This is a genomic window from Sphingobacterium sp. GW821-FHT03E03 (genome assembly GCF_059420745.1).
The window spans coordinates 293,272-316,404 of the sequence record NZ_JBWKUH010000005.1 but is presented as its reverse complement, the minus strand read 5'-3'; the positions used below and the strand labels follow the sequence as shown (position 1 = coordinate 316,404).

Sequence of the window (23,133 nt, the reverse complement as noted above, 5' to 3'; positions counted from 1 at the left end):
TAAAAATAAATACTATATTTAATTATTAGGATAACATAAATACTCCAAACAAGATCGTAATTTTTAAATTAAAATAGGAATCTCTAAAAACAGGCTATATTTCAGATCAATTAAATACGGAAAAATCGCAATTCAACGAAAGTTAAATAGCAAATCATATCTTAGTAAGAATCATATCATAATTACCAAGATTGTCTCTAAAAACACGGCATGATTAGGCCAATTATTTTTAACAGGAACATCAGCTACTACTGGCTTTATACAAATTGCATCGCTCAATCAAAATGCGGTGGTTCAAGTTCACTGTTTGAAAAAGTAATATAAAAATAGAAAAGGGGATGGTCTTACACGATCCTCCCCTTTTCTATGTACTCTATTTTCGTCCATTTAATGAATGCCTTTAAATATCCGCTTCCAACGTATTTTAGAAAGCCCTTTTCCGTCTGTATTCCAGCTCATCCAGGTAAATAAGGCTTTACCCACAATATGATCCTCGGGAACAAAGCCCCAATCTCTGGCGTCCAACGAATTATGCCTGTTGTCTCCCATCATCCAATAGTAATCCATTTTAAATGTGTATGAATCCGTCTTGCTGCCATTCAAGTATAAGCCATCAGCCCTCTTCTCTAATCGGTTATGCTCATAGACCCGAATGGCGCGCTCGTAAAGCGGCAAGGTCTGCGCATTTAAAATAACTTTCATACCCTTTTTCGGAATCACAAAAGGTCCAAAATTATCGTAATTCCATTTGTACTGCGGATCATTTGGAAACGTGTTGATCTGTGCTTCGCCAGGTTTACCGATGTTCATCTGCATGGATTTGACATTGGACCATGATTTCACCATTTGAGCCTGCTCTTGGGTTAGAAAAACAATATAAGTTCCGGGTTGAAGCAACCTTATCTCGATGCCCATATCTTTCATTCGCTGTTCATCCAACTCTGTTCCATCGGTCATCACGATATAATCCATCTGACTTTCTGGTGCGACAAAACCAGGTTGGTCATTTACGTATAATACAGCCTCCTGCATACTGATCTTATCCCCAGGCATTCCTACGCAGCGTTTGATCAAATGCTCTCTTTTATCCACGGGACGTGTTTTAATGGTAAATTGCTGGTGTACGGCTTCATAACCCATCGAACGTACCAGATCATAATAAGGCTGGTCTTGATTCTCTATTGCCACAGTATCTCCTGCCGGTGCATTAAATACAATAACATCATTTCGTTTGATCTGCTGGAAACCTGGAAGCCGTTTGTATGGAAGCTCAATCAATTCAGAAAAAGCCTTTCCTCCAACAACGGGCATTGTATGATGTGCAAAAGGAAAAGCAATAGGTGTATTGGGAATACGTGGCCCATAGTTCAATTTACTCACAAATAAATAGTCACCGATCAAAAGTGATTGCTGCATGGAGCCCGAAGGGATCATAAAGGCTTCCAGTAAGAAACCTCGGATCAGTGTTGCTGCAACGGTTGCAAAAACGATCGCATCCGCCCATTCACGGACCATGGATTTCTTATAGGGATACTTGACTTTGAATTCATTGTAGGATTCGTGTAGCAATCCCAGCTGAATCTCCTTTGTCATTGTTTTTCCTTCGCTATTTGCCGCTTTAAGCTTTTTAGCATAAATTCCATTGAGAAACTGAACGTTTTTATCTCTTCCCCATAGCGGTAATACGATAAAAGGTAACAATACCGCAGCGCAGTTTTCCCAAAATCTTCTCTTGCCAAAACAATGGATAAAATCGAGGTATAAATTATAAAAGACAAAGACATTCACAATGGGAACGATCAACAACACAATATACCAAACAGGTCTATTGGTGATCTGCCCCTGAATCCATTGACTATAAACTGGAACGATACCCTCCCAACCACGACGTCCTGCCTTTTCAAATAAAAGCCAAAAACCATAAGCTGCGATAATGGTTAGTACAATAAAAATAATAAGCTCCATATTCACTTTTTTATCGAAATGTAACTAGATCAACGTTAATAAATAAACAACCTGGATGAATCCAACGGAGATTCTTTCGCGCGCTGTAACTCATTATATCTCATAATATATCTGATAAATACATCATAATTATATTTCTGTTCTTTTTCAAATTCGGCAAATAATTCGGGTTCATCATTGATCAGACGCCCCAATGTCAGTGTTCGTTTCTTTTTGTTTCCACTAAATAAGCCACTCGAATTACTGTTTATTTCAATCACCTCACCTGTTGCTTTCTTGAGCGCATAGGCATATTTTGACTTTGTAAATCCGACACCAATCATTGGCGCAGCTCCACCGCTACCGATCATCATCCCGCCACTACCTCCAAAATGTAATTCGGAGACATAATAAGCCATAATTTCACCATCGACAAGCACTTCCGCAAAAGTCGGTTCCAGGTCTTGCGCCTTCCGGACTTGATAGATCTGTGGAGAAGTTCCCGGCACAGGATCCAGTCCATTTTCTACATAGGATGGGGCATACACTTTCTTTTTGGATTGCCAATAGGCGCGAAACACCTGATCGGGAGTAAAAGTTAACTTTTCTTTTTGTAGGTTCTCAAATTTTAGCTTACGATCCTTGACTGAAGAGATCTTTCCATACAGCGTGTCCGCATTCATCAATACGAGATAATCTGCTTTTTTTTCATCCTTTTGCGCTTGTACTACAGCTGAACTACATAAAAAAAATAAGAAAAAAACAATCCTAAAATTTGACATCAGTCTCATAAACCACTATTTATACCTGTAAAGCTACATAAAAATACATGATTCAGCTATAATTCTTCCAGCTTTAACCTTTCTTAAGTAAATCTGTTTCCCGGAGTGATTGCTATTTTATCTTGTCAGGATTATGCCATGGTAAAAGACAAACTTATAGCGAATAGCTACAACCAATCAATATGCTGATTTATAAAAAAAGCTGCCCAAAATATTTGGAACAGCTCATTTTATCCGCTTAAGATTAGACCTTAGCCTTTATGTTTACCTTCGAATTCAGTAGAAGCTTTGTTCACCCCATTGCTCATGCTTTCAAAGGCTTTATTGATATTATCAAGCAATGCAGATTCTGTCGTCGCATCAGAGGTTTTGCTTTTACGCAATTCGATCAACTTTGGATAGTCTTCTGTTACAATCTTTTTGTAACCATTCAGACCATCGAGCACTGCTTTCTGAAAGCTGGCGTCACCTTTAAAATCACCTAGATCTTCTACTTTCTTAATATCGTCGTTTAGAGATTTTTCCCACTCTGTACGTACCTGTTCTGCCTTTGCATAGTCAGCAGCATTCATGGCAGCATTCATCGCTTCAATATGCTTTTCACTTCCATTGATGACAGTGATAATTGAATTGTTATACGTCGCAGGATCCTTCGTTCCTGAACCACAACTTGAGATCGTCAGTACCGCTACGGTCAAGATGCCTGTTATAAATTGTTTCATCATTGTTGTTATATTTTATAGTTTACTTGTCTTTTTGTTTATAAACGTCTCTTACTCCTTATTCCATTTCCGCATTGGCCCATTCACCTACAATATCGTAACTAACTTAACCAAAGATAGTTGAGTTCAAATGTATTTTTTATCACTGATTTCAGGGATTTATTATCACAACCTTATTGTGCAACATAGTTGCTTTTAACATTTCTTTACTTATATTTGTTGCAACTTAATTGCAATATATAATTTACAAAAAGCCCAGCTCAATTGATGAACAGACGCACGATTCTCACGCTCTTATTTACGTATAGTATCTTATACCCTGCTTGTGCACAAGAAAAAGCAACAAAGACAATTGGGCTAAGGGAGGTATACATTGAAGGGGGACGTTACAAAAAATCAGCTGAAGGTGCAATGTCCATAGATGTCCTAACCAGTGATTCATTACAGAAATATCAGGCCGGCAGTTTGATGCAAACTTTAAGCCGACTTCCTGGAGTGAATGCCATAGGCATCGGCGCTAGTCAATCCAAACCACAAATCAGGGGTCTCGGTTTTAATCGGGTGGCCACTGTCGAAAATGGAATTAAGCACGAAGGACAGCAATGGGGCCTGGATCATGGGTTGGAAATTGATCAATATAGCATTGGCACTGCTGAAATTATTAAAGGAGCTAGTTCATTTATCTATGGATCAGATGCTATTGGTGGTGTCATACGCCTATCCTCGCCAGCGGAACTCCAAGAGAATGGTTTGAAAGGTCATATCAACTTATTTAACAGGTCCAATAATGCCACCTATGGGGGTTCCTTACAATTACAGGGCAAAAATGGTAACTGGGTTTTTGGTGGCGGGGCAACACATTTGGGTTACGCCGACTATCGTGTACCAACCGACACAGTATATGTTTACAACTATGCTGTCCGGTTAAAAGATCGGCGGGTTCGCAATACCGCAGGACAAGAGACCAGTTTTCAACTTCGAGGCGGTTATGTCTCCGATCGGTTTTCCTCTATCTTTTATCTGAGCAACTACCATACTAAAATCGGATTTTTCGCCAATGCACATGGTTTAGAGCCACGGGGTGTAGATACAGCACTGTATGACCGTTCTGATCGAGATATCCTTTATCCGAGTCAGCATGTTAATCATTTTAAACTCATTAGCCGAAATTATATCGCGCAGGACGCGCATAAGATTTGGATGGATCTTGGTTACCAAAGAAATTATCGTCAGGAATTCAACAACTACACCGCTCATGGATATATGCCCCCCGCTTACCCGCAGGACATGAACATTCCGATGAATCTCGAACGACTGTATGATAAAGAGATCTATCATATGACGTTAAAAGATGAATTTGCTTTGGCTACACATCGGTTCACAATAGGTGGTAATGTTGAATATCAACGTAACAACATCGATGGCTGGAGCTTCCTTATCCCTTCCTATAGACAAAAAGCACTAGGTGTATTTATCTACGATCAATATCCGATCAACGAACAAACCACACTCTATGGTGCATTACGTTATGATCACAGCAATATCCACAGTTCGCCTTATCAAGACTGGTTTGCATCCAAACTGGAAAACAATCAATCTGCCCATATCCTCCGGGCGGACGAACTTCATCGTAGTTTCAATAGTCTCGTTTGGTCTCTTGGTGCAACACGGCAAATGGGTTCATGGGAAGCAAAATTGAATGTTGGTAAAAGTTTCCGGGCACCTATTGCGCAGGAACTGGCTGCCAATGGTGTGAACTATCATTATTTTAGTTATGAAAAAGGGGATGCGTCCCTTTCTCCCGAGCAATCCTACCAAATGGACTTATCTGTAGCTCGGCGCACCGGAAATACGTACATCGCATTCACACCTTTTTTTAATTATTTTTCCAATTATATCTACCTCAATCCTACATCGGGTTATGATCAGTACTATGGTGCTGGCAACCAAATATTTGAATATTCACAAAGCAAAGTACGGCGTTATGGTGCCGAACTAAAAGTGGAATATCGTCCTTTAACCCATTGGAAAGTAGAATTATTGGGTGAATATGTTCGATCTGAACAACTTTCAGGCAGCAAGAAAGGTTATACATTACCCTTTTCTCCCGCCCCTTCACTTGTATTGGATCTCAGTTGGTCTCCCAAAAGTAGCACCTATTTTAAGGAGCCTTACCTCTCCTTGGATTCCAAATGGACAGCTAGCCAAAAGCATATTGTCCCACCAGAAGAAAAAACAAAAGGTTATCAAATTCTCAATTTCAGAGCAGGAACACAGCTGATCCTTGGCAAATCAGCACTTCAATTGCGCTTACAAGTTCAGAACATTTTTAACACAAGATATATGGATCACACCAGTTTCTACCGGCTGATCTCACTCCCTGAACAGGGACGAAATATCATCCTATCTGTCGGGATCCCTTTCGGAACCCAAAATCGAACCTAACAAACTCATTGATACAATAAAAAACAGGTGCTAACTCATCATGATAAAAATAAATATACATATGCAAACACTCAAAAAATATGCGCTCATGGCCATCATAGCTGCCTCTACCATCGCTTGTAAGAAAGATAAGGAAAATATTGATACCGAAAAACCAACAATAGATATCAGTGCAGCGACCGCTTTTCCGAAACAATGCAGCCAAATCAGACGTGGATCCAGTTTTACGTTCCGCGCAAAACTATCCGACAATGTCGCTTTGGGCAGCTACAGTATTGACGTTCATCATAATTTTGACCATCATTCACACAGTACCGAAGTGGAGGAATGCACATTAGCGCCGATCAAGAAACCAATCAAACCATTTGTTCTGGTCAAATCTGTTAATATACCGGGGCAACCACAACAGTATGATGCCCAATTTCAGATTGATGTCCCTGCAGACGTCGATCCCGGAAACTATCACTTTATGATCCAAGTGACGGATCAATCCGGCTGGAGCATCCAACGTGGAATCAGCGTACGTATCACTGAATAAAAGCGCCCTAACAGACAAAATACTTCAATTATTTTCTATCATAAAATTTAAATCCAATGAACACGAAAACTAGAAACATCAACTTTTTATTACTGTTTACAGCACTTTTCTTCGGCTTCCTGTCTTCTTGTAAGAAAGACAACGCCGATATTCCTGTCACAACAAAACCTACGATCGGGACCCTAGAAATTGGATCTGGCAATAATAAGACGGTCAAGGTCGGAACAGACCTCCATCTCGAAGGTGATATCGTCGCTGAAGCTCTTATCGACAAGATTGAGATCGAAATCCATCAGGAAGCTGGCTCCTTCAAATTTTCCAAAATTTATACTGATGAGAAATATGTTGGCAAAAAAAATGTGACTTTTCATGAGCACATCGACATACCATCTGAAGCTCCTGCTGGTCAATATCATTTTCACTTTACAGTGACGGATAAGGCCGGAAACACAACGACTGTAGAATCTCCATTGACCGTTCAGGCATCAGAGGCGAGAGCCAGCTATAAACTGATTTTTACAGAAGTCAAAGGCTCGGCTCATGGCAACCATTTTCATGATCTTGCCGACAAAGAGAATGTAGAACCCACTACCATCAGCTTCGACAATACTGGTAAAGCAATAGCTGGTCATGCTCATCTTAAACCGGCAGGAATTTATAAAATTGAGCTAAAACAATTTGACGCCAATTCCAAAGAAATCCAAGGGCAATACATCAAGAACAAAACAACGGCAGATTATTACAAAGCATTCCTGACCGACGCACCTTTTGTGTTAAATTCAAAAAGTAAAAATGAAAGCGGAGCCATATTTCAACCCAGGGAAACAAAATATGAAGATGGCACAGCTGTTAATGGAGCCCTAGAAACTACAGGTATTATTACTTATTTTACAGCTGGTAAGGACAATGAAGGGGAAAAGAACGTCGTCTATGTTCTTCGTAAATTTAGCGACTCTGCTACCAAACCCAAAATCACACGCGACGATTGGAACCATTCGGATTATGTGACCAGGTATCCTGGCGAAGATGTGATTAAATTATCTTTCGAACTCCACGCCGAAGAGGGCGAAGATTAATTTAGGGAGAAAGATAATTTAAATAAAAAGCACCTGGTTACGCATGCTAACCAAGTGCTTTTTTTACTAAACCAAACTCGCTATTCAGATTAATCTCTTATTTTACCCAATACATTCCCTTGTGTATCGACGACAAGTTTCCATTCGTCTGTCTGACTTTTTACTTCGAATGCATAAGTAATCTTTTGTTCCTCAGTAATCCTTTTTACATCTTCTATACGATAGCCCGGAAAATCCTTTTTCACCTTTGCAATAACAGCTTTTGGCAAATCATTTTTGGCAAACTCTTCTTTGTGACGCACAATTTTACCATTACTTTGAATCCATACCTCATGATCTGTTCCAAACAAACCTGTTTCGAACTCAGCTTCATATAGTCCCGCTTTCAGTTCCCAGTCTACCCCTTTGGCTTTTGGAAATTTCTGTTGAAAACTATTCACCACCACAGCAGGTACCTGACTTTGGGGAATATCCTGAGCAAAAGCTCCAATTGTTGAGAGTGCAAGAATACATGCACTTAATATCATTTTACCGTTCATGACTTTACTATTTTTAATGTATTACAAAGTAAACCCACGATTCTGTAAAGATTTGGGAATGTTATTTATGCTGATATGCTGGGCGAAAATCTAGCTTAAATATATGTTGACTTTTGTCATAATGATAGGAAATAGAAAAACCGTATAAATTACATATCGCCTGAACGATCGCCAACCCCAGACCGGTACCTTTGGACGAGGCATCCGATTTATAGAACCTTGAAAACACATGCTCATTTTCCAGAGCAGTCTGTCCGCTCGTATTCGCAACTATAAGTGTATTTTCAGTAATCGCTATGTTTACCTCCCCCCCGTCCATATTATGAAATAATGCATTACGGATCAAATTTGATACAACGATATTGGCCAGAGCACTATCTAATCGTACCTTAAGTTCATCTTGTTGTCTGACATTGATCTTAATATTTTTAAAAGCGGCAATATCTTCTAGTTCATCAGCGATATGTGTGACAAGCTGATTGATTGAGAGATCTTCGTTGTGCAGGAATTGTTTGTTCTCAATCTTGCTGAGCAGCAATAATGATTTATTCAATCGAACGAGTCTCTCTGCTGTGTTTAGTACTTCGGCGATTGTATTCAACTGTTCAGGATGTAGCCCGCCAGTTTCGGCCATCATTTCTAACTTATTGATCATAATGGCCAGAGGCGTCTGCAACTCATGTGATGCATTGCCAATAAACTGTTTCTGCTGTTCATACGTTTCCTCATTATGATGGATTAAGGTCGTGACAGCGAGCTGTAAATCTTTAAACTCCTGTATATTGGTATTCATCGCTGGCTTATCGTCCGATTTTCCCAGCCGGAATTTCGTCAACTGATCTAAAAACCGATACAATGGGCTCCATAATCGCTGTATAACAACTTTATTGATTGAGACAATACTGACAACCAAGAGGACAAATAAAATCAGGACAGAATAAAACAGGTTCTTGATCAAATCACTTTCCTCGATCATTGAATTGATAATTGATAACTCGTAGTAGTGCCCCTTATGCTCAAATGCAGTCGTCAGCATGCGTACGGGCTCCAATTCAGGTTCCGGATCGTCATCATCCTGCATATATAACAAGGTGTCTTTATATACATTCTGCATTTTAATCGCCTGTTGCTCGGAAATTTCACGTACCTTATAATTGTTAATTCCAAATTCCAGGTCCGGAGATACAAGTGTCTCAGAAGCCAGTTCCTGAATAATTAAGCGTTTTTGATTCTCCAATTCCTCATCTATATTATCATGGATTACTTCCAACATAAATAAATAAAAGATGGTCGACCATACCGCAATGACGACCAGCACCGAAATAGAAAGATATTTGAGCGTTTGATTGGCTAATTTCATTTTTCAACAAGTTTATACCCTATTCCATAGACCGCTTCAAAGTCAACTTTCGCTTTTTTCGCTAAAAATTTCTTTCGCAAATTCTTTATCTGTGAATAAATAAAATCGAGGTTATCTGCTTGATCCGTATTATCTCCCCAAACATGCTCTGCCAGTGCATTCTTGCTTACAAGACGGTTTTTATTGAGTAAAAAGTAATTGAGGATATCAAATTCTTTTCTGTTCAAGGCGACAGATTCGCCGTTAATCGAAAGACTACGCTCGTTCAGATCAAGCACGAGATTGCCCATCTCCAAAGTATTTTTGCCATCCCGTTGTTTTCTGCGTAATACTGCTTTAATCCGCGCATTTAATTCGGCAATATGAAAGGGTTTGGTCAGATAGTCATCCGCTCCAAGTTCCAGTCCCTTTAGCTTGTCATCCAGCGAATCTTTTGCAGAGATAATAATAACATTATCCGACTTGCCTTCCTTTTTCAGTAGATCCAATACCTGCAGTCCACTCCCGCCCGGAAGCATGATATCCAATAAAATACAATCATAGTCATAGACCGACACCTTATCTAGCGCAGATCTAAAATCGCTAGCGGTCTCTACTATATAATCCTCTTTGACTAGAGATTCCTTTACTATTTCTCTCAATTCCGCTTCGTCTTCAATTACAAGTACTTTCATTGGACCATTGTTTTTTTTATTACCAAATTTCCATATTACTTAACTCCAGTATATTGCTCTCATTGCTACAAATGTATTCCGAATTTAGGAAAGAATTAGGAAAATGACTACTGTTAGTTGCCAGCAGCTACACCGTGCAGATCGAATAGCCTGTTTATTTTTACGTATTAGCGAAAAAACAAAGCGCATTTCGTATTTTAGGTCTGATACGATCTACTATGGACAAACGAAATGCTAACATCTGGGCGCCTGTCATTGGACTGGACGGTTTTCGCAAAGAACAGACCGCCGGCCGTGAAGAGCTTCTTTTCAATGAATTACATGGAGAAAGGCTAATAGACAAGCCCCATAAGCATGATTTTTTTATTATCAATTTATTTGATAAAGCTTCTGGTGTACATACGATTGATTCGATAGACTATCCCATTAAAGGCCATCAGGTACATGTACTATTCCCAGGTCAGATGCACAAATGGCATATCCATGCAGGTACTATCGGCTACCAGTTAATGATCGAACGGTCTTTTTTCGAGCATTTTGCTCCCTTCTTTCGCTTTTCCTTTACTAATTATCAGAATCATCCCGTAATCGACCTGACCAAGGAGGCCTTCATTCAGCTACATTATGAATTTGAATCTGTCAAAAAGGAATTGGAAAGAGAGCATTCACTCATTCCCTTGATTACGGCTCGTGCTGGTGTTATCGCTGCTATTGTCAGCAGAGAAGCAGAGCATGTCTTCACCGAATTTAAAGTCTATCAATCCGTCCCTCGGCTTGCCAAATTTAACATGCTTATAGATGAATTTTTCAGAACACAAAAATTGGTCGCCTTTTATGCGGACAAGCTGCATATTTCTCCAAACTATCTCAATATTCTGTGTAAAAAGCACTTGAAAATCTCCGCCACCCAACTTATCCACCAACGGATTTGTGTTGAAGCAAAGCGCCTTCTCCAAAGTACGGAATCCTCCATTAAGGAAATTACATTTGAATTGGGCTTTGCTGATCAAGCCTATTTTTCCAATTTCTTCAAACAGCAGACTGGTGTAAGTCCAAGTGATTTTAGAGAAAAAAGATAAATCGCACAAGAAATGGCAGAAATTGCCCAGTAATACTAAAGCTCCCTGTATATACCTTTGTAAAAGGCTGATCGACTTTATTGATCGTCAATTAGATCGTAACGTAAATAGGAAATAAAATGAAACCAATAACGCTTTCACGTAAGGAATTTATACGAAACTCTGCCCTAGCACTTGCTGGAGCAACATTAATCCCAGGAATGTTATTAGCAGAAGATGGTGGCCAACTCCCCCATCAGCATGTTTTGGACGGACATCAGGGGAAAAAAAGTTATATCCTAAAGAATGTTCTGTTGGAAACGGGTTTCGAGTATGATGGAAACGGCAATGTCATCGCAACAAAAACGGGTCTTTTCTCCGTGCAGATCGAAGCAGGAAAAATCAAAAAAATAGGTCCCAACAGTACTGATGCAAATGCCATAGATGCAAAGGGCCGATTGATGCTTCCTTCTTTTAGAGACATGCACATTCATCTGGACAAGACATTCTACGGTGATAAATGGCAAGCTGTACGACGAGGTGCAGGTGGTGTAAAAGGAATGATTGCGCTTGAACAACAGATCCTTCCTGAGCTGCTGAAAAATTCAACCTATAAAGCGGAAAAACTAATTGAATTACTGCAATCCAAAGGTACTGCCTTCGCGCGTAGCCATGTAAACATAGAGCCTACATCTAAGTTAGATTCGCTACGTCATCTACAGATTGCACTAGAAAACAAAAAAAACAGTTTCGGAGCTGAACTCGTTGCCTTTCCCCAACATGGCGTATACTACACGGATTCTGTACCTTACCTGAAGGAGGCTGCAAAGACCAATATTGATTTTATCGGCGGAGTAGATCCTTTTACCATCGATGGTGCCATTGAGAAAACAATGGATTTCACGGTTCAGCTGGCTCTGGATAACAATAAAGGGATTGATATCCATTTACATGAGTCTGGAGAATCTGGGCTAAAAACGGTCGAGTATCTGATCAACAAAGTAAATGAAAACCCCGCATTGAAAGGCAAGACCTACCTCAGCCACTGTTTTGTATTGGGAAGACTGGAAAAGGCCAAACAACAGGAAATAGCAGAAAAGCTTGGTGCAGCACAGATCGGTATCGTTTCTACCATTCCTTTTGCCGGTCTAATTATGCCTATCCCTACACTGATGGAAAATAACGTCACCGTGATGACGGGAAATGATAGTATTGTCGATCATTGGAATACCTTTGGAACAGGAAGTGTACTTCAAAAAGCCAATATGGCTGCACAAGTATATGGTCAGGTCACAGAACATGGTTTGTCACGCATGCTAAAACTGGCGACTGCGGGCCCGATTCCTTTGGATGACAAAGGAAAACAGCAATGGCCAAAACCCGGTGATGATGCAAACATCGTACTCATCAATGCGAGTTGTTCGGCGGAAGCCATTTCACGGATTTCGCCCGTAGGATCCCTTATCTATCAGGGCAATATTGTCTATTAGATTTCCGACAAAGGATATTATCCCTAACTATTTTTTAGAACAATGGCGGTCAATTGCTTTCAAACAAGCTTTTGATTGCCCTATTGTGAAATACAATTGCTATTAAAACAGTATTGAAAATCATGTCAACCCCATACACAAGCCCTCTAAAGGGAAAGTATACACTAAAAAATGTCCTCCTTGAAACTGGCTTTGTTTCAGATGAAAGGGCGATAAAAGCAACAAAAACCGAACTCTTCTGCATAGAATTCAATGCCGGAAGAATTACAAAGATATTTCCAAATGATCCAAAGCTCGCTACAGCAGTTGATGCTAAGGGATACTTGATGCTGCCCGCTTTCAGCGATATGCATGTCCATCTGGACAAAACACTTTATGGACTTCCATGGCAAGCGCAATCTCCAAAGAAGAGAACTGTGCTTGAGATGATAGCTTATGAGCAGGAAATTATCCCTGAATTACTTCAAACATCGACCACACGATCAGCGCAACTTATCGACCTGCTGCAGAACTATGGTACCACTTTTGCCAGAACACATTTTAACGTCGATACCACTTCTGGACTTCGTTCTTTGGAAAACCTTCAAAAAGCACTAGACAGTCGCAAAGAGAGTTTCAGTGCAGAATTAGTTGCCTTTCCGCAACATGGATTTTTCTATACAGACTCCGCTCCCTTGATAAAAGATGTGGCACAGATAGATCATGTGGCTTATATCGGTGGTGTAGATCCTTACGGGATAGATAAAAATATTGAAAAAGTGCTCGATTATACAGTAGCATTAGCCCTTGACAATAACAAAGGGATTGACATCCATTTGCATGATGGTGGAAAGGAAGGTATACACACCATTGAATACCTTGCCGAACAAGCGCTTCAGAATCCGAAGCTACAGGGACGCACCTTTGTAAGCCATGCCTTTGTGCTGGCCCAGTTACCAATAGCTGAAGTGGAGCGTATCGCCGAAAAACTAGCAGCCGCCAAAGTAGGTATTGTCTCTTCCATTCCTTTCGGCGATTTGGTCATGCCTATCCCAATATTATTGAAACAGGATGTCGAAGTGTTGGTAGGGAATGACAACGTGCAGGATTATTGGAGCACTTTTGGCCCTGGAAATATGTTAGCAAAAGCCAATTTAATGGCCGAAATATACGGTTGGAGATCCGAGTTTGACCTATCCAGGACACTTCGCTTTGCAACACACAACACCTTGCCATTGGATGACAAAGGCAAGGTGCAATGGCCCAAAGCGAATGACAGCGCTAAGTTTGTGCTGATCGACGCAAGCTGTTCAGCAGAAGCCGTTTCGCGTATATCCCCAACCATGGCCCTTGCCCATGAAGGTGCACTTTACTGGAAAAAATAACCCCTACATTATACCATGAAAAACAGAAAAAAGCTCAGCATCAAATAATGCTGAGCTTTTTTCCACTATAGCCTTCCCATCCCTCGCAATCGAAACTATTGCGCTTATCCGACAACCATAATAGGGCGCATCAAGTCAATGTATTATCGCTTAAAGAACCTCATGATACGAGGCTCTACCCAATCGCTCAGGATATAGGCAATACCCAACATCAGGAGAGTAACAGCAGAAACAAGTACATATTTATTTATGTACTCGTGAAGCTGATTGAAAATAATAAAACCAATATGCTGATGAATAAGATATAAGGGATAAGTCAGCATTCCTATTTTGATAAATTTACGCGAATTGAAACGTTGCAGTCTTTTACAGGAGACAAGTAACATGACCATGTAAAATACAACAATGGTTGCAGCAATAATATAGGAGGAAAAATCGCTATGGAAAGTTCTTGCTAACCAATGGATTCGGCCAATAGCGCCATCTATGGACAAGTACAGGCACCAGGGCAATACGATAAAATGCTTCAACGCAGGACCGTGTAGAAAAATTTGGCAAAATACAATTCCTGCAATAAAATAAGCGCTCCAGTCCAGAATGAAAAGGTGGTGAATAGCATCGTAAATTTCAGATGGTTCAACAAACAGGCGCAAACTTGACAAAAACAGCCAAAAGTAGACAAGATAGTCCAAACTGATCTGCTTAAAACGGTTTACGATAAGAAATACAGCGATAATGAGGTAAAATTTCAATTCAACATACAAAGACCAATAGGCCCCATCTATATTTCCCTGACCAAACAATTCCTGGACCATCGTGAAATTGGCTAAGAACTGTTTGAATGTAACAAGGTAGCGCGGTGCCCCGAAGAAATAAGAGATCACAAATGTTATGATCAAACAGATCCAGTACATTGGATACAAACGTTTGAATCGCGAATAGCAAAATTTTGGTAGCGAACGATGTTTTATGGAAAAGGCGATTACAAAACCGCTGATAATAAAAAAAAGATCTACACCGAGATACCCATACTTGAAATATTCGCCGATCTCATCAAACCGCAGCAACGACATATTTCCCCCTTTATATCCCCGATATAAATAGTGATACAATACCACTGCGGACGCGGCGATAAAGCGAAACAGATCAATTTGATAGATTCTTTTGGACTCAGACATTTGAGCGCAAATATAGGCGGTTTCATTTATAGTTTCGGGTAATGGTTCCAAAAAAGAGTACGCTAAACCTCATTATTTACAACCTTCAATTCGACTTACAATCGTGAATGCACCATCGAATTTATAACATCATTATGTGACTATCGCACATTGTATTTCCATCGCATCCTGGTTAACTTTACTTACATTAAATATCCGTAAAACGAGGAAATTATGAAAAAGAACCTATTAATAGTCTTTATTGCCGTCGCCGCCATATGCTTCGGTTTTCAAGCAAAAGCGCAAACTGCCACATCGGGCCCCGTCACTGTCAACATTAATCTTACCAATGCTATTTCCATTACCTTGGGCGCCGATCCAACAGTCAATTTTGATTATACCACAGCGGCCGATTATGCAGCGTCAAAAACGGTAACGAAAGCGAATCATTTTACGGTGGTCAGCAATAAGCCTTATGACCTTACTGTAACCGCTGGAGGAGCATTTACACCAGCTGGTGGACCTGCACTAAATATTGTTACAGTTACTGTACCAGCTGCAACTGCCAATGGCGGAACTCCGGTTGCCAATGTACCACTTAGCACTACTGCTGCCCCTTTGGTCAATGGATCTACGGCATCCACAGGTGCAATCTATACAGTGGATTATACCATCTCAAATCCGGCATCGTTATTAAATCTTGCAGGATCGACTTATAGCACTACAGTAACTTATACGGCGACGCAACAATAAAAACCTGACTAAACATTTTATTTGTGAGATATTATTTAGCAGTATTTATTATTTTGATATGCAATACCCTGATCCACGGACAGGGTATTTCCATTTCACCTTCCCGGATATTTTTCACTGGTGAAGCTGGACAAACCGTCAGTCAAGCCATTACGTTCAACAATACCACTACTAGTGATCTTTCCTTTGTCGCGAATCTGAAAGATTGGGACCGTGACTCCTTGGGCAGCAAACGGTATTATGCCACCGGGGATAATGCCGGGTCAAATGCCTCCTGGCTTACCTTATCTGAAAACACAGTACAGCTAGCTCCTGGGGAAACAAAATTGGTGAATCTTTCCATGACAATCCCTGATCACCCGACAACAAAACAGCAGCGCCATAGCATGCTTTTCTTTACACAGGTTAAAGAACAGAAAGTTTTGCAGCCAAATGGACTCCATATGAACGTTCTGATTGAGGTTGGTATCCAAATATACCATACGCCAACCGGGTTAAAAGCGGGCGATCTGGAATTTCTTGCCTTTGAAGATAAAGGAACAGTTACTATCCAGGAAGGTAAGGCCGTTCACCGAATGGAAGTCAAGGTTAAAAACACCGGTCAGATCAACAAGGATGCTTATGTACGGTTTGAGTTGACCAATATAGAAACTGGAGAAGAGATACCTGTGGAAGCCGTCGCCATTGCAATGCTTCCAGATTCAGAACAATGGGTCCGTGTAGACCTACCTGGTAAACTTGCCCCCGGTCGATACCTCGCTGTTGCGATACTTGATGCTGGTAGCCAATATGATTTAAAAATTGCAGAGAAAGAAATTACATACTAGATTAAGTTTCGCCGTACTGTTTATTGGCGCTGTTTCCTATACAAATAGTGTAAAGGCTCAGGCAACCGTGACGGTACCCCAGGCAAACATTCAGGCAAGAACCGACTATACCGCAAGTATTACCGCCGGACAATATACTAGTGTATTGACCTTGCTCCCTACCTTTCGGGTTAAAGCCGATGCATCTACATTTAACAGTACGACCAGTGGCAATTTCCCCACAAATCTTGTACATATTAAGCTTTCGAGCATAGGAGCAGTCCCTTTACTTTCATTATCTGGAAATAACGAGGTTGCCCTTTCAACGACGAATCAAAATCTATATACCGCACTTGCCAGCCTAGCTTCGGGAACAATAACCGCTAACGCCCGTATAGCCACCTCCAGCCAAACCTGGGTTGCGGGGTCATATACTAATAATGTTTCCTTTTCCACACAGGGCATTTTAGCGGGATCCATTACACCGACCAGCTTCGTATTGACGATCAATATCCCCGGATTTATAAGCCCCCCGACGAGTATCGGTACAACCAGCATTTTAGTCAATGATTTGAGCTTTTATCGTGCTGCAAATGGCATCAGTAGCAACAGCGTTATACCCCTATCAACCACTGTTCCTTATACCCCAAGTATTAAAACAGGGAACACACAATTTAGCTTTAGCACCACTGCCGCCTATAATACCTTGCCCGTCACTCCTGTATCAACCGTTAATACAACCTTAACGGGTATTGCGAATGCCACCTCCGCCGCTTTATCCACCACAGATCAATCTTTAACCAATACCACCGGTATTGCCGTTCCAACCAACAATAATCACTCGTTGACCTATACCTATAACATTGGATTAAACCAACTGAAAACAAATTTTATACAGGCAGGCACGTATTCTGTCCCATTGACCTACACCTGGAACAAATTATCATCAGCCTATCCCAGTGGCAGCATACAGTCACAAGCAAATGGAAACCTGTCTGTTGTCGTAAGCGACCTAGGCGAAATAGTTGCCAATCAACAAACCGTCAATCTTGCTTTTGCGACAGCCAATGATTATAAGAATGGTGTCAATTTAAATATGCCCGCTCATCTTAAGGTGAGTAAAACTACGCCATACAACCTTTACGTGCGCGCGACATCGACAAGCTTTGCTTCAGGAGGCAACAGTATCCCTTTAAATGTATTGCGCATTGGTCCAATGGCTGGTCAAAGCGGCATGAACACCGTTACCCTATCCACCACAGCCCAGCAGCTTATCCAGAATGCCGACCCTGTGATAGACCGTAATCTGAATATTCTTTACAGTATCCCCGCGAGTGCGACAGGTGCACTGCTCAATAAACCTGCTGGCACTTATACTGCCAATATAGTTTTTAGCTTTGTCGCCCCTTAAAAGCGTTTAACACCAACTTTTCTACGCTCATCCCGATAGTTAAAATCGGGAATCACACAATCCTTATCCGTTTTTACTTCGATCTCACAATTTTGATTTTCGATCGAGAAGGGCATTCCTTCAGTAACAACAGCTATACGATAGCTTCCTATTGGTAGGTACAGCACATACTCACCGCTTTCCGAACTTAATGTACTGTAGGTTTTCCCTTGACGATCTATGGCAGTTACTTTTATTCCACCAAGTTGCGGTCTCGATTTTAGATACTTATTTTCAACGACCTTAATGCGGCCTTTTAATGGTCTAGTTTTTATCATCGGAATTTCCAGCCGTTGGTTTTTAGTCATCAAAACGTTTATCGGCCCCTGCGAAACCCAACCTTTGCTATTCTCCACCTGGACCATATAAGAACCGGCCCCCATGTCAACAAATTTCACATGGCCTTTCTCATCCGTTAGCGCCACTTCTTTTCCGATCCGCACCAACACAGCCCGGGCTTTGGCTTCACCATCATCATTCCTACCATTATTGTTATCATCTTCAAAAAAAGTCAACTCCAGCTTATGACCTTTTTGTCCAGCACGTCGGCCAAAATTCTTTTCTATTCCCAGTCGAATCTGTCTGTTATCAAAAGAATAACGATTGAGCGGATTAGGATCGGGCGGTAAATTCGGATCTACAAGAAGCAATGATTTTCCGCTGACTGCCGTGTAAAAGATATCCGCTGTCAGATTCCAGTTATCTTTAATCTGCCAGCGGACATTACCATTTACCGAAAGATTGTTACTTCGAGAGAATCCGTAATAGCTATACATGGTGGATAATTGTACATGTAACTGGTTATTAAAGGCGTAAAATTGTGTATTTGGCCCCAATGAATAAATGCTGTAATTCGAATTTACGCTGGTCGCCAAAAGATCACTTAAGTAGTACGGATTAATCTGGATAAATGTATTAAATCCAAAAAATGTATTCGTGTAATTACCATTGATGCGGACCGAATGAAATGGCGCTATCGGTCTATTGGATGTATTCTTATAGGTATATCCATAATCCGTTTGTAGCGAGAAACGATGGGCTTGGGTAAAAAAATTAAGTTCAGCTACCGTGCGAAGGGAATTTGACTTCCAATTCACTGGATTAGTTGCTATTCCCCACCAATTCTGGTAGGCACCATGTTGTGCCATAAAATAAGGTCTAAGATCAAGTTGTAGTTTTCCAAGACCAGTATGGTATCCCAACTCATAAATCTGTATCCGAGAGGCATTATTAAAAAAATAGTTTCTGTCTCCGGCAAGGTATTTTGGATTATTATCCATGTAACTGATCCGGGCAGAAAGATTTCGATCGTTGGCCAACAACATCGTTAAACGTGAATCTGTTTGGGTAAGACCTCTACGCAGCCCCACATAGTACGGTGAACTATAATAATTGACACTTGTAATCTGATAGTTGCGAAAAGAGTTATTATAATTTATCCCCCCTGCTACTGCTAGCCTATTATTTCCGCTTTCAACCTGTTCAATACTTGTCCCTCCTTCCAAGAAAAGGCTATTATTATTACCCAAATCAATAAAACCTTTGCCACTGAACAGACTACTGCGCACGCCGCGATAATCATTATTGCTATGTAAGTAAGCGATGCTGTTTTCTTGATTTTTTTCGGTTTGAATGGCATATTTAACACCAACAATTTCCCCGCCAGGGATTGGATTATCCATTTCTGTAAACAACATGTAATTGTTCTGAATTGCATACAGACTGAGGGAACGCCGTTTATCGAATTTGTAGGTCCCTTTTATACCACGTCCATTGATAAACTGATCAAGATTTTCATAAATATTACCCAGTTTCACGCCCCATTTTTCTGTATCATAATCCAGGTAGGTATCATATAGATTAAAGGTACGTTGATCTTGATAATAATCGAGATTCATGCGATAGCTCAATTTATCTTTATCGCTTAAATCAATTTTGCCATCTCCCTGTAACTGGTAAACCGAAATATCTTTCCCCATATTGATATAACGTAAAGCAACTCTGTTGTCAAAGGGTTGGTTTTGCAAATTCATATTGGAAAAGAAACGCTTTACGCTACCCACTGTCATCATACGGATACGATTGGTGGCTAAAACACTACCACCGCCCTCGACAGCCTGTATATCAACATCAAAATCCATATTTGTATTTTTCTTACGCAAACGGGCAGTAAAAGTCAACAATGACTGTCCCCCAGCGGCTAGTGTGAATGGCAAGGTCTCACCAATAATCTCCAGGTCAGGAGAAAGGTTAGGAAAACGCAACTGAACGGTAAGCGGTACCAGCCCCCGATTGACAGCCCGTACTAAAAATTGCGTCTGACCGGTAGCCTGATCAAGGTAATATTCCGATTGTTCAGGCTGTATAAGGAAAGACTGTTCCATATCCAACTGTGTGTAAAAGGATTCAGGTTCCTGTATTTTTACTATGGGATCATTCGATTCAAATCCGATTGTAAAGGTCTGTGTTCCCGCAGCAATTGTCCTTCGATCAGCCATATATTTTAGCGGAAATACCTTCGTTTCTTTGGGCTTTAAAATAATCGTCCCAGGTAACTTTATTAAGCCCTGGAGAGCGGCAGTGTTAGCCGCAGCAGGTTTTAATTCAATTGGTCTATCTGTGTGATTACTGATGTTTAATTTATTGGAGAATGTTTGTGAAGATCTAATTTGTATTGTATCACGTTCAAAATAATACGCAATATCGTATTGTTGCTGACCTTTCGCTTGGGACAAGAAAAGAACAGCATAGCAGAAAAGAAACAGGAAAATCCAGCGGCTTCTTATTGGCATAGTATACGATTCAAATATCCATAAAAGTCAGGCTAAATTCTATGAGATTAAAATATAAGACGTCACATATTCATGTAACGAAATCTTAGGCTGTCAGTTGGGCGATCAGTTCGCCTTTGCTATTGATCTGGAGCTTCCGATAGACGCGTTTGATGTAAATGCGTACTGTATCCAATGAAATGGTATACTTTTGAGCAATCATCTTATAGCTCAATCCCTCGATAATCCCATTGGCAATCTGGAGCTCCCGTGCTGTGAGCAGGTCCTCATATTTCTTTGATTTAAAACTTTGTTCGATCAGGGCCCTATTTATGCTGGGACTTACAAATGATCCATCATTCATGGTAATGTTGATTGCAGACATCAATGATTCCAAGCAAGTTTTCTTTAATAGATAGCTAACGGCACCGTATCGGAAGCAGTTACGCACAGTCCTTACATCAGCCACCTCAGTTAATATAATAATTTCGGTCTTTGGAAAGACATTTTTTGCGTGTTCAACGATTAAAGGTTCCTGATTTTCAATATCAACAATCAATATATCAGGAGCAAGCATGGCTCTATCCACACGTCCGTTGCCTATATCAAAAAGAACTTCGATTCTATGTGCTCCCACTTCATTTTCTTCATAAAGTATACGCTGGGTTTCTAGTCTTGCGCCTTCGTCTCTATCAATAATGCCTACAGTAATCATGTGCTTGTTATTATTCCGTTTTATAATCAGTCATACACGCCTCAATATTTATCTTTTCGAGCATATCTAGCAGCAATTCGAATCTTATGTGCAAAATCTGAATCAAGCTTAATATAGTTACTACTTTCTTAAAAAACAACTATTAGAAAAGAATTGTTTTATAAAAGAAAAACACATAAATATAGTAGAAATTTTTTTCGCATTGGTCACCCCTTATCCAAACTCCCAGAATTGGGTTAGAAGCAATCATTCTATGTCGTAGAGATCGGTAAAAACTTCCCGCACGTAACGAGAATAGAAGATTTTCATAGTGGATATTGTGTATAATAAGATGGTTTATATGCAAGATAGTTTTTTTTAGAAAGAATCAATAAAAAAGTCTGCAAAACTCAAAAATAATTTGCGTTTTGCAGACTTCTTAAACCATCCTATAAAATTAGAACTATATGGCGGATCCAATAGCTATTTAAATTGCTGTAGTGTCCTCCGATTGGCCGCAACTCTTTCTTTATCAAAAAACCAGCCCCATTTTCCGAAATATGCGCGAATAGATCGGATATGAACTTTGAATAAGTTAAAATTTTTACTTGAACCAGCGGCATATCCATGTATGACGGATGTCTTCGAAAAATAGACTGTTCTATACTTCATATTCATTCTTCGGGATAAGTCCCAGTCTTCAAGGTACATAAAAAAGCGGTCGTCATATAATCCCACTTCATCTAAAGCCGATGTTCGTAATAATGTAAAACATCCTGAAAGAACAGGCGTATCATAGACGAGCTGAGGCGATACATTTCTTAGCTCATATTTTTCTACCGAAGATAGAAAAATATGAAACTTTCGATACAATATCCTTTTTAAAAATGACAGCGGGTTAGGCAGCAATTTGGGTAAGAACTGAATTGTTCCATCTGGATTCAAAATTTGTGGCATGGCCATCCCCACATCGAGATTATTTTCCATAAAGTCTACCATCAAGTTTATGGTATTATCCAGTAAAAGGACATCGGGATTAACAACAAAATGATATTTACTCCCCATGGCCATTGCTTTCCTCATACCAATGTTATGGGCGGCTCCAAAACCAGGATTGTCTGGTTGATGAATATATTTAAAACGAGCATGATGATCTCGAATTTCTTTTTCAATTGAGTTTAATGGAGAATTATCTATTATAAATAGGACATCAATTTCGGGCCCGTCCAACCCTTTCAATAAATCCTCAATTTCGGAATATGTCTGTTTATATAATACTATTGAAGCTGTAGTCATTGTTATTCATTTACCTTTAAGAAAGCGACTCATTTAAGTTGTCTGTCATCTTTCTAATAACTCTCCTATCTTTGGTTCGTCAGTCTGTGTTCTCTTTGAAAAAATCATTTATGATCTCTTTAACAGCACATTTCTTTTAGTCCGAACGAATATAATAGCTGTTTATAATATATCATTTTGAGGATAGTTTTTTTTGTATCCTTCTCAAGGTGTT

19 protein-coding genes are annotated in these 23,133 nt (G+C 40.1%); 9 read left to right on the top strand and 10 right to left on the bottom strand.

Going from position 1 to position 23,133, the window contains the following annotated elements; genetic code table 11:
• Positions 1-387: 387 nt before the first annotated feature.
• From lepB to AC07UV_RS09150, 3 genes are all read right to left on the bottom strand, one after another.
• Positions 388-1,965 carry a signal peptidase I gene (gene lepB, locus AC07UV_RS09160; protein WP_495183472.1) on the bottom strand — a complete coding sequence of 526 codons (1,578 nt, stop codon included), beginning with the start codon at positions 1,963-1,965 and terminating at the stop codon, positions 388-390.
• A 35-nt stretch (positions 1,966-2,000) separates the two neighbouring features.
• Positions 2,001-2,735, bottom strand: a complete 735-nt coding sequence (locus tag AC07UV_RS09155; protein WP_495183471.1) for a hypothetical protein — start codon at positions 2,733-2,735, stop codon at positions 2,001-2,003.
• A gap of 242 nt (positions 2,736-2,977) precedes the next feature.
• Complete coding sequence (locus tag AC07UV_RS09150; protein WP_495183470.1) at positions 2,978-3,451, bottom strand: LIC11966 family surface protein; 474 nt, start codon at positions 3,449-3,451, stop codon at positions 2,978-2,980.
• Positions 3,452-3,715: 264 nt separating this feature from the next.
• Between AC07UV_RS09150 and AC07UV_RS09145 the strand changes: the two genes are divergently transcribed.
• The 3 genes from AC07UV_RS09145 to AC07UV_RS09135 all read left to right on the top strand — a co-directional run bounded on the left by AC07UV_RS09145 (position 3,716) and on the right by AC07UV_RS09135 (position 7,507).
• Positions 3,716-5,893, top strand: coding sequence for a TonB-dependent receptor (locus AC07UV_RS09145; RefSeq protein WP_495183469.1), 2,178 nt, complete (start codon positions 3,716-3,718; stop codon positions 5,891-5,893).
• A gap of 61 nt (positions 5,894-5,954) precedes the next feature.
• Positions 5,955-6,431, top strand: coding sequence for a DUF4625 domain-containing protein (locus AC07UV_RS09140; RefSeq protein ID WP_495183468.1), 477 nt, complete (start codon positions 5,955-5,957; stop codon positions 6,429-6,431).
• 56 nt (positions 6,432-6,487) lie between these two features.
• Positions 6,488-7,507: a DUF4625 domain-containing protein gene (locus tag AC07UV_RS09135; protein ID WP_495183467.1), complete on the top strand. Its 1,020-nt coding sequence runs from the start codon at positions 6,488-6,490 to the stop codon at positions 7,505-7,507.
• An 89-nt stretch (positions 7,508-7,596) separates the two neighbouring features.
• Here the strand turns inward: AC07UV_RS09135 and AC07UV_RS09130 are convergent, their stop codons facing one another.
• The 3 genes from AC07UV_RS09130 to AC07UV_RS09120 all read right to left on the bottom strand — a co-directional run bounded on the left by AC07UV_RS09130 (position 7,597) and on the right by AC07UV_RS09120 (position 10,080).
• Complete coding sequence (locus tag AC07UV_RS09130; protein ID WP_495183466.1) at positions 7,597-8,046, bottom strand: PepSY-like domain-containing protein; 450 nt, start codon at positions 8,044-8,046, stop codon at positions 7,597-7,599.
• Positions 8,047-8,107: 61 nt separating this feature from the next.
• A complete protein-coding gene (locus tag AC07UV_RS09125; RefSeq protein WP_495183465.1) occupies positions 8,108-9,406 on the bottom strand; it encodes a sensor histidine kinase in 1,299 nt (432 codons plus the stop codon).
• Positions 9,403-10,080: a response regulator transcription factor gene (locus tag AC07UV_RS09120; RefSeq protein ID WP_495183464.1), complete on the bottom strand. Its 678-nt coding sequence runs from the start codon at positions 10,078-10,080 to the stop codon at positions 9,403-9,405. Before AC07UV_RS09120 ends, AC07UV_RS09125 begins: the two co-directional genes overlap by 4 nt.
• A gap of 218 nt (positions 10,081-10,298) precedes the next feature.
• Between AC07UV_RS09120 and AC07UV_RS09115 the strand changes: the two genes are divergently transcribed.
• The 3 genes from AC07UV_RS09115 (at position 10,299) to AC07UV_RS09105 (ending at position 13,992) form a co-directional block, all read left to right on the top strand.
• A complete protein-coding gene (locus AC07UV_RS09115) occupies positions 10,299-11,159 on the top strand; it encodes a helix-turn-helix domain-containing protein (protein WP_282251042.1) in 861 nt (286 codons plus the stop codon).
• A gap of 119 nt (positions 11,160-11,278) precedes the next feature.
• The gene (locus AC07UV_RS09110) at positions 11,279-12,628 is read left to right on the top strand and encodes an amidohydrolase (protein WP_495183463.1); all 1,350 of its coding nucleotides are present in this window, start codon (positions 11,279-11,281) and stop codon (positions 12,626-12,628) included.
• A 122-nt stretch (positions 12,629-12,750) separates the two neighbouring features.
• On the top strand, positions 12,751-13,992 hold the full coding sequence (locus AC07UV_RS09105) for an amidohydrolase (RefSeq protein WP_495183462.1): 1,242 nt from the start codon (positions 12,751-12,753) through the stop codon (positions 13,990-13,992).
• Positions 13,993-14,135: 143 nt separating this feature from the next.
• Here the strand turns inward: AC07UV_RS09105 and AC07UV_RS09100 are convergent, their stop codons facing one another.
• Positions 14,136-15,170, bottom strand: coding sequence for an acyltransferase family protein (locus AC07UV_RS09100; protein ID WP_495183461.1), 1,035 nt, complete (start codon positions 15,168-15,170; stop codon positions 14,136-14,138).
• A 213-nt stretch (positions 15,171-15,383) separates the two neighbouring features.
• Here AC07UV_RS09100 and AC07UV_RS09095 point away from each other — a divergent pair, with 213 nt between their 5' ends.
• From AC07UV_RS09095 to AC07UV_RS09085, 3 genes are read left to right on the top strand one after another with little or no spacing between them, the layout of a single operon-like run.
• Entirely contained in the window at positions 15,384-15,902 is a 519-nt protein-coding gene (locus AC07UV_RS09095) for a hypothetical protein (RefSeq protein WP_495183460.1), read from the top strand.
• 23 nt (positions 15,903-15,925) lie between these two features.
• Positions 15,926-16,729, top strand: a complete 804-nt coding sequence (locus AC07UV_RS09090) for a fimbrial biogenesis chaperone (RefSeq protein ID WP_495183459.1) — start codon at positions 15,926-15,928, stop codon at positions 16,727-16,729.
• A complete protein-coding gene (locus AC07UV_RS09085; RefSeq protein WP_495183458.1) occupies positions 16,704-18,119 on the top strand; it encodes a hypothetical protein in 1,416 nt (471 codons plus the stop codon). The genes AC07UV_RS09090 and AC07UV_RS09085 overlap by 26 nt, the downstream gene beginning before the upstream one ends.
• On the opposite strand, the gene AC07UV_RS09080 is transcribed toward AC07UV_RS09085, so the two are convergent.
• The 3 genes from AC07UV_RS09080 to AC07UV_RS09070 all read right to left on the bottom strand — a co-directional run bounded on the left by AC07UV_RS09080 (position 18,116) and on the right by AC07UV_RS09070 (position 22,919).
• A complete protein-coding gene (locus tag AC07UV_RS09080) occupies positions 18,116-20,950 on the bottom strand; it encodes a hypothetical protein (protein WP_495183457.1) in 2,835 nt (944 codons plus the stop codon). The genes AC07UV_RS09085 and AC07UV_RS09080 overlap by 4 nt on opposite strands.
• A gap of 85 nt (positions 20,951-21,035) precedes the next feature.
• Positions 21,036-21,644, bottom strand: a complete 609-nt coding sequence (locus AC07UV_RS09075) for a LuxR C-terminal-related transcriptional regulator (RefSeq protein WP_495183456.1) — start codon at positions 21,642-21,644, stop codon at positions 21,036-21,038.
• A gap of 462 nt (positions 21,645-22,106) precedes the next feature.
• Positions 22,107-22,919, bottom strand: coding sequence for a glycosyltransferase (locus tag AC07UV_RS09070; protein ID WP_495183455.1), 813 nt, complete (start codon positions 22,917-22,919; stop codon positions 22,107-22,109).
• Between the last annotated feature and the right edge of the window lie 214 nt (positions 22,920-23,133).

Coding starts and splice junctions, on each gene's coding strand:
- lepB (WP_495183472.1), bottom strand. CDS start 1,965: ATGGAGCTTATTATTTTTATTGTACTAACCATTATCGCAGCTTATGGT.
- AC07UV_RS09155 (WP_495183471.1), bottom strand. CDS start 2,735: ATGAGACTGATGTCAAATTTTAGGATTGTTTTTTTCTTATTTTTTTTA.
- AC07UV_RS09150 (WP_495183470.1), bottom strand. CDS start 3,451: ATGATGAAACAATTTATAACAGGCATCTTGACCGTAGCGGTACTGACG.
- AC07UV_RS09145 (WP_495183469.1), top strand. CDS start 3,716: ATGAACAGACGCACGATTCTCACGCTCTTATTTACGTATAGTATCTTA.
- AC07UV_RS09140 (WP_495183468.1), top strand. CDS start 5,955: ATGCAAACACTCAAAAAATATGCGCTCATGGCCATCATAGCTGCCTCT.
- AC07UV_RS09135 (WP_495183467.1), top strand. CDS start 6,488: ATGAACACGAAAACTAGAAACATCAACTTTTTATTACTGTTTACAGCA.
- AC07UV_RS09130 (WP_495183466.1), bottom strand. CDS start 8,046: ATGAACGGTAAAATGATATTAAGTGCATGTATTCTTGCACTCTCAACA.
- AC07UV_RS09125 (WP_495183465.1), bottom strand. CDS start 9,406: ATGAAATTAGCCAATCAAACGCTCAAATATCTTTCTATTTCGGTGCTG.
- AC07UV_RS09120 (WP_495183464.1), bottom strand. CDS start 10,080: ATGAAAGTACTTGTAATTGAAGACGAAGCGGAATTGAGAGAAATAGTA.
- AC07UV_RS09115 (WP_282251042.1), top strand. CDS start 10,299: ATGGACAAACGAAATGCTAACATCTGGGCGCCTGTCATTGGACTGGAC.
- AC07UV_RS09110 (WP_495183463.1), top strand. CDS start 11,279: ATGAAACCAATAACGCTTTCACGTAAGGAATTTATACGAAACTCTGCC.
- AC07UV_RS09105 (WP_495183462.1), top strand. CDS start 12,751: ATGTCAACCCCATACACAAGCCCTCTAAAGGGAAAGTATACACTAAAA.
- AC07UV_RS09100 (WP_495183461.1), bottom strand. CDS start 15,170: ATGTCTGAGTCCAAAAGAATCTATCAAATTGATCTGTTTCGCTTTATC.
- AC07UV_RS09095 (WP_495183460.1), top strand. CDS start 15,384: ATGAAAAAGAACCTATTAATAGTCTTTATTGCCGTCGCCGCCATATGC.
- AC07UV_RS09080 (WP_495183457.1), bottom strand. CDS start 20,950: ATGCCAATAAGAAGCCGCTGGATTTTCCTGTTTCTTTTCTGCTATGCT.
- AC07UV_RS09075 (WP_495183456.1), bottom strand. CDS start 21,644: ATGATTACTGTAGGCATTATTGATAGAGACGAAGGCGCAAGACTAGAA.
- AC07UV_RS09070 (WP_495183455.1), bottom strand. CDS start 22,919: ATGACTACAGCTTCAATAGTATTATATAAACAGACATATTCCGAAATT.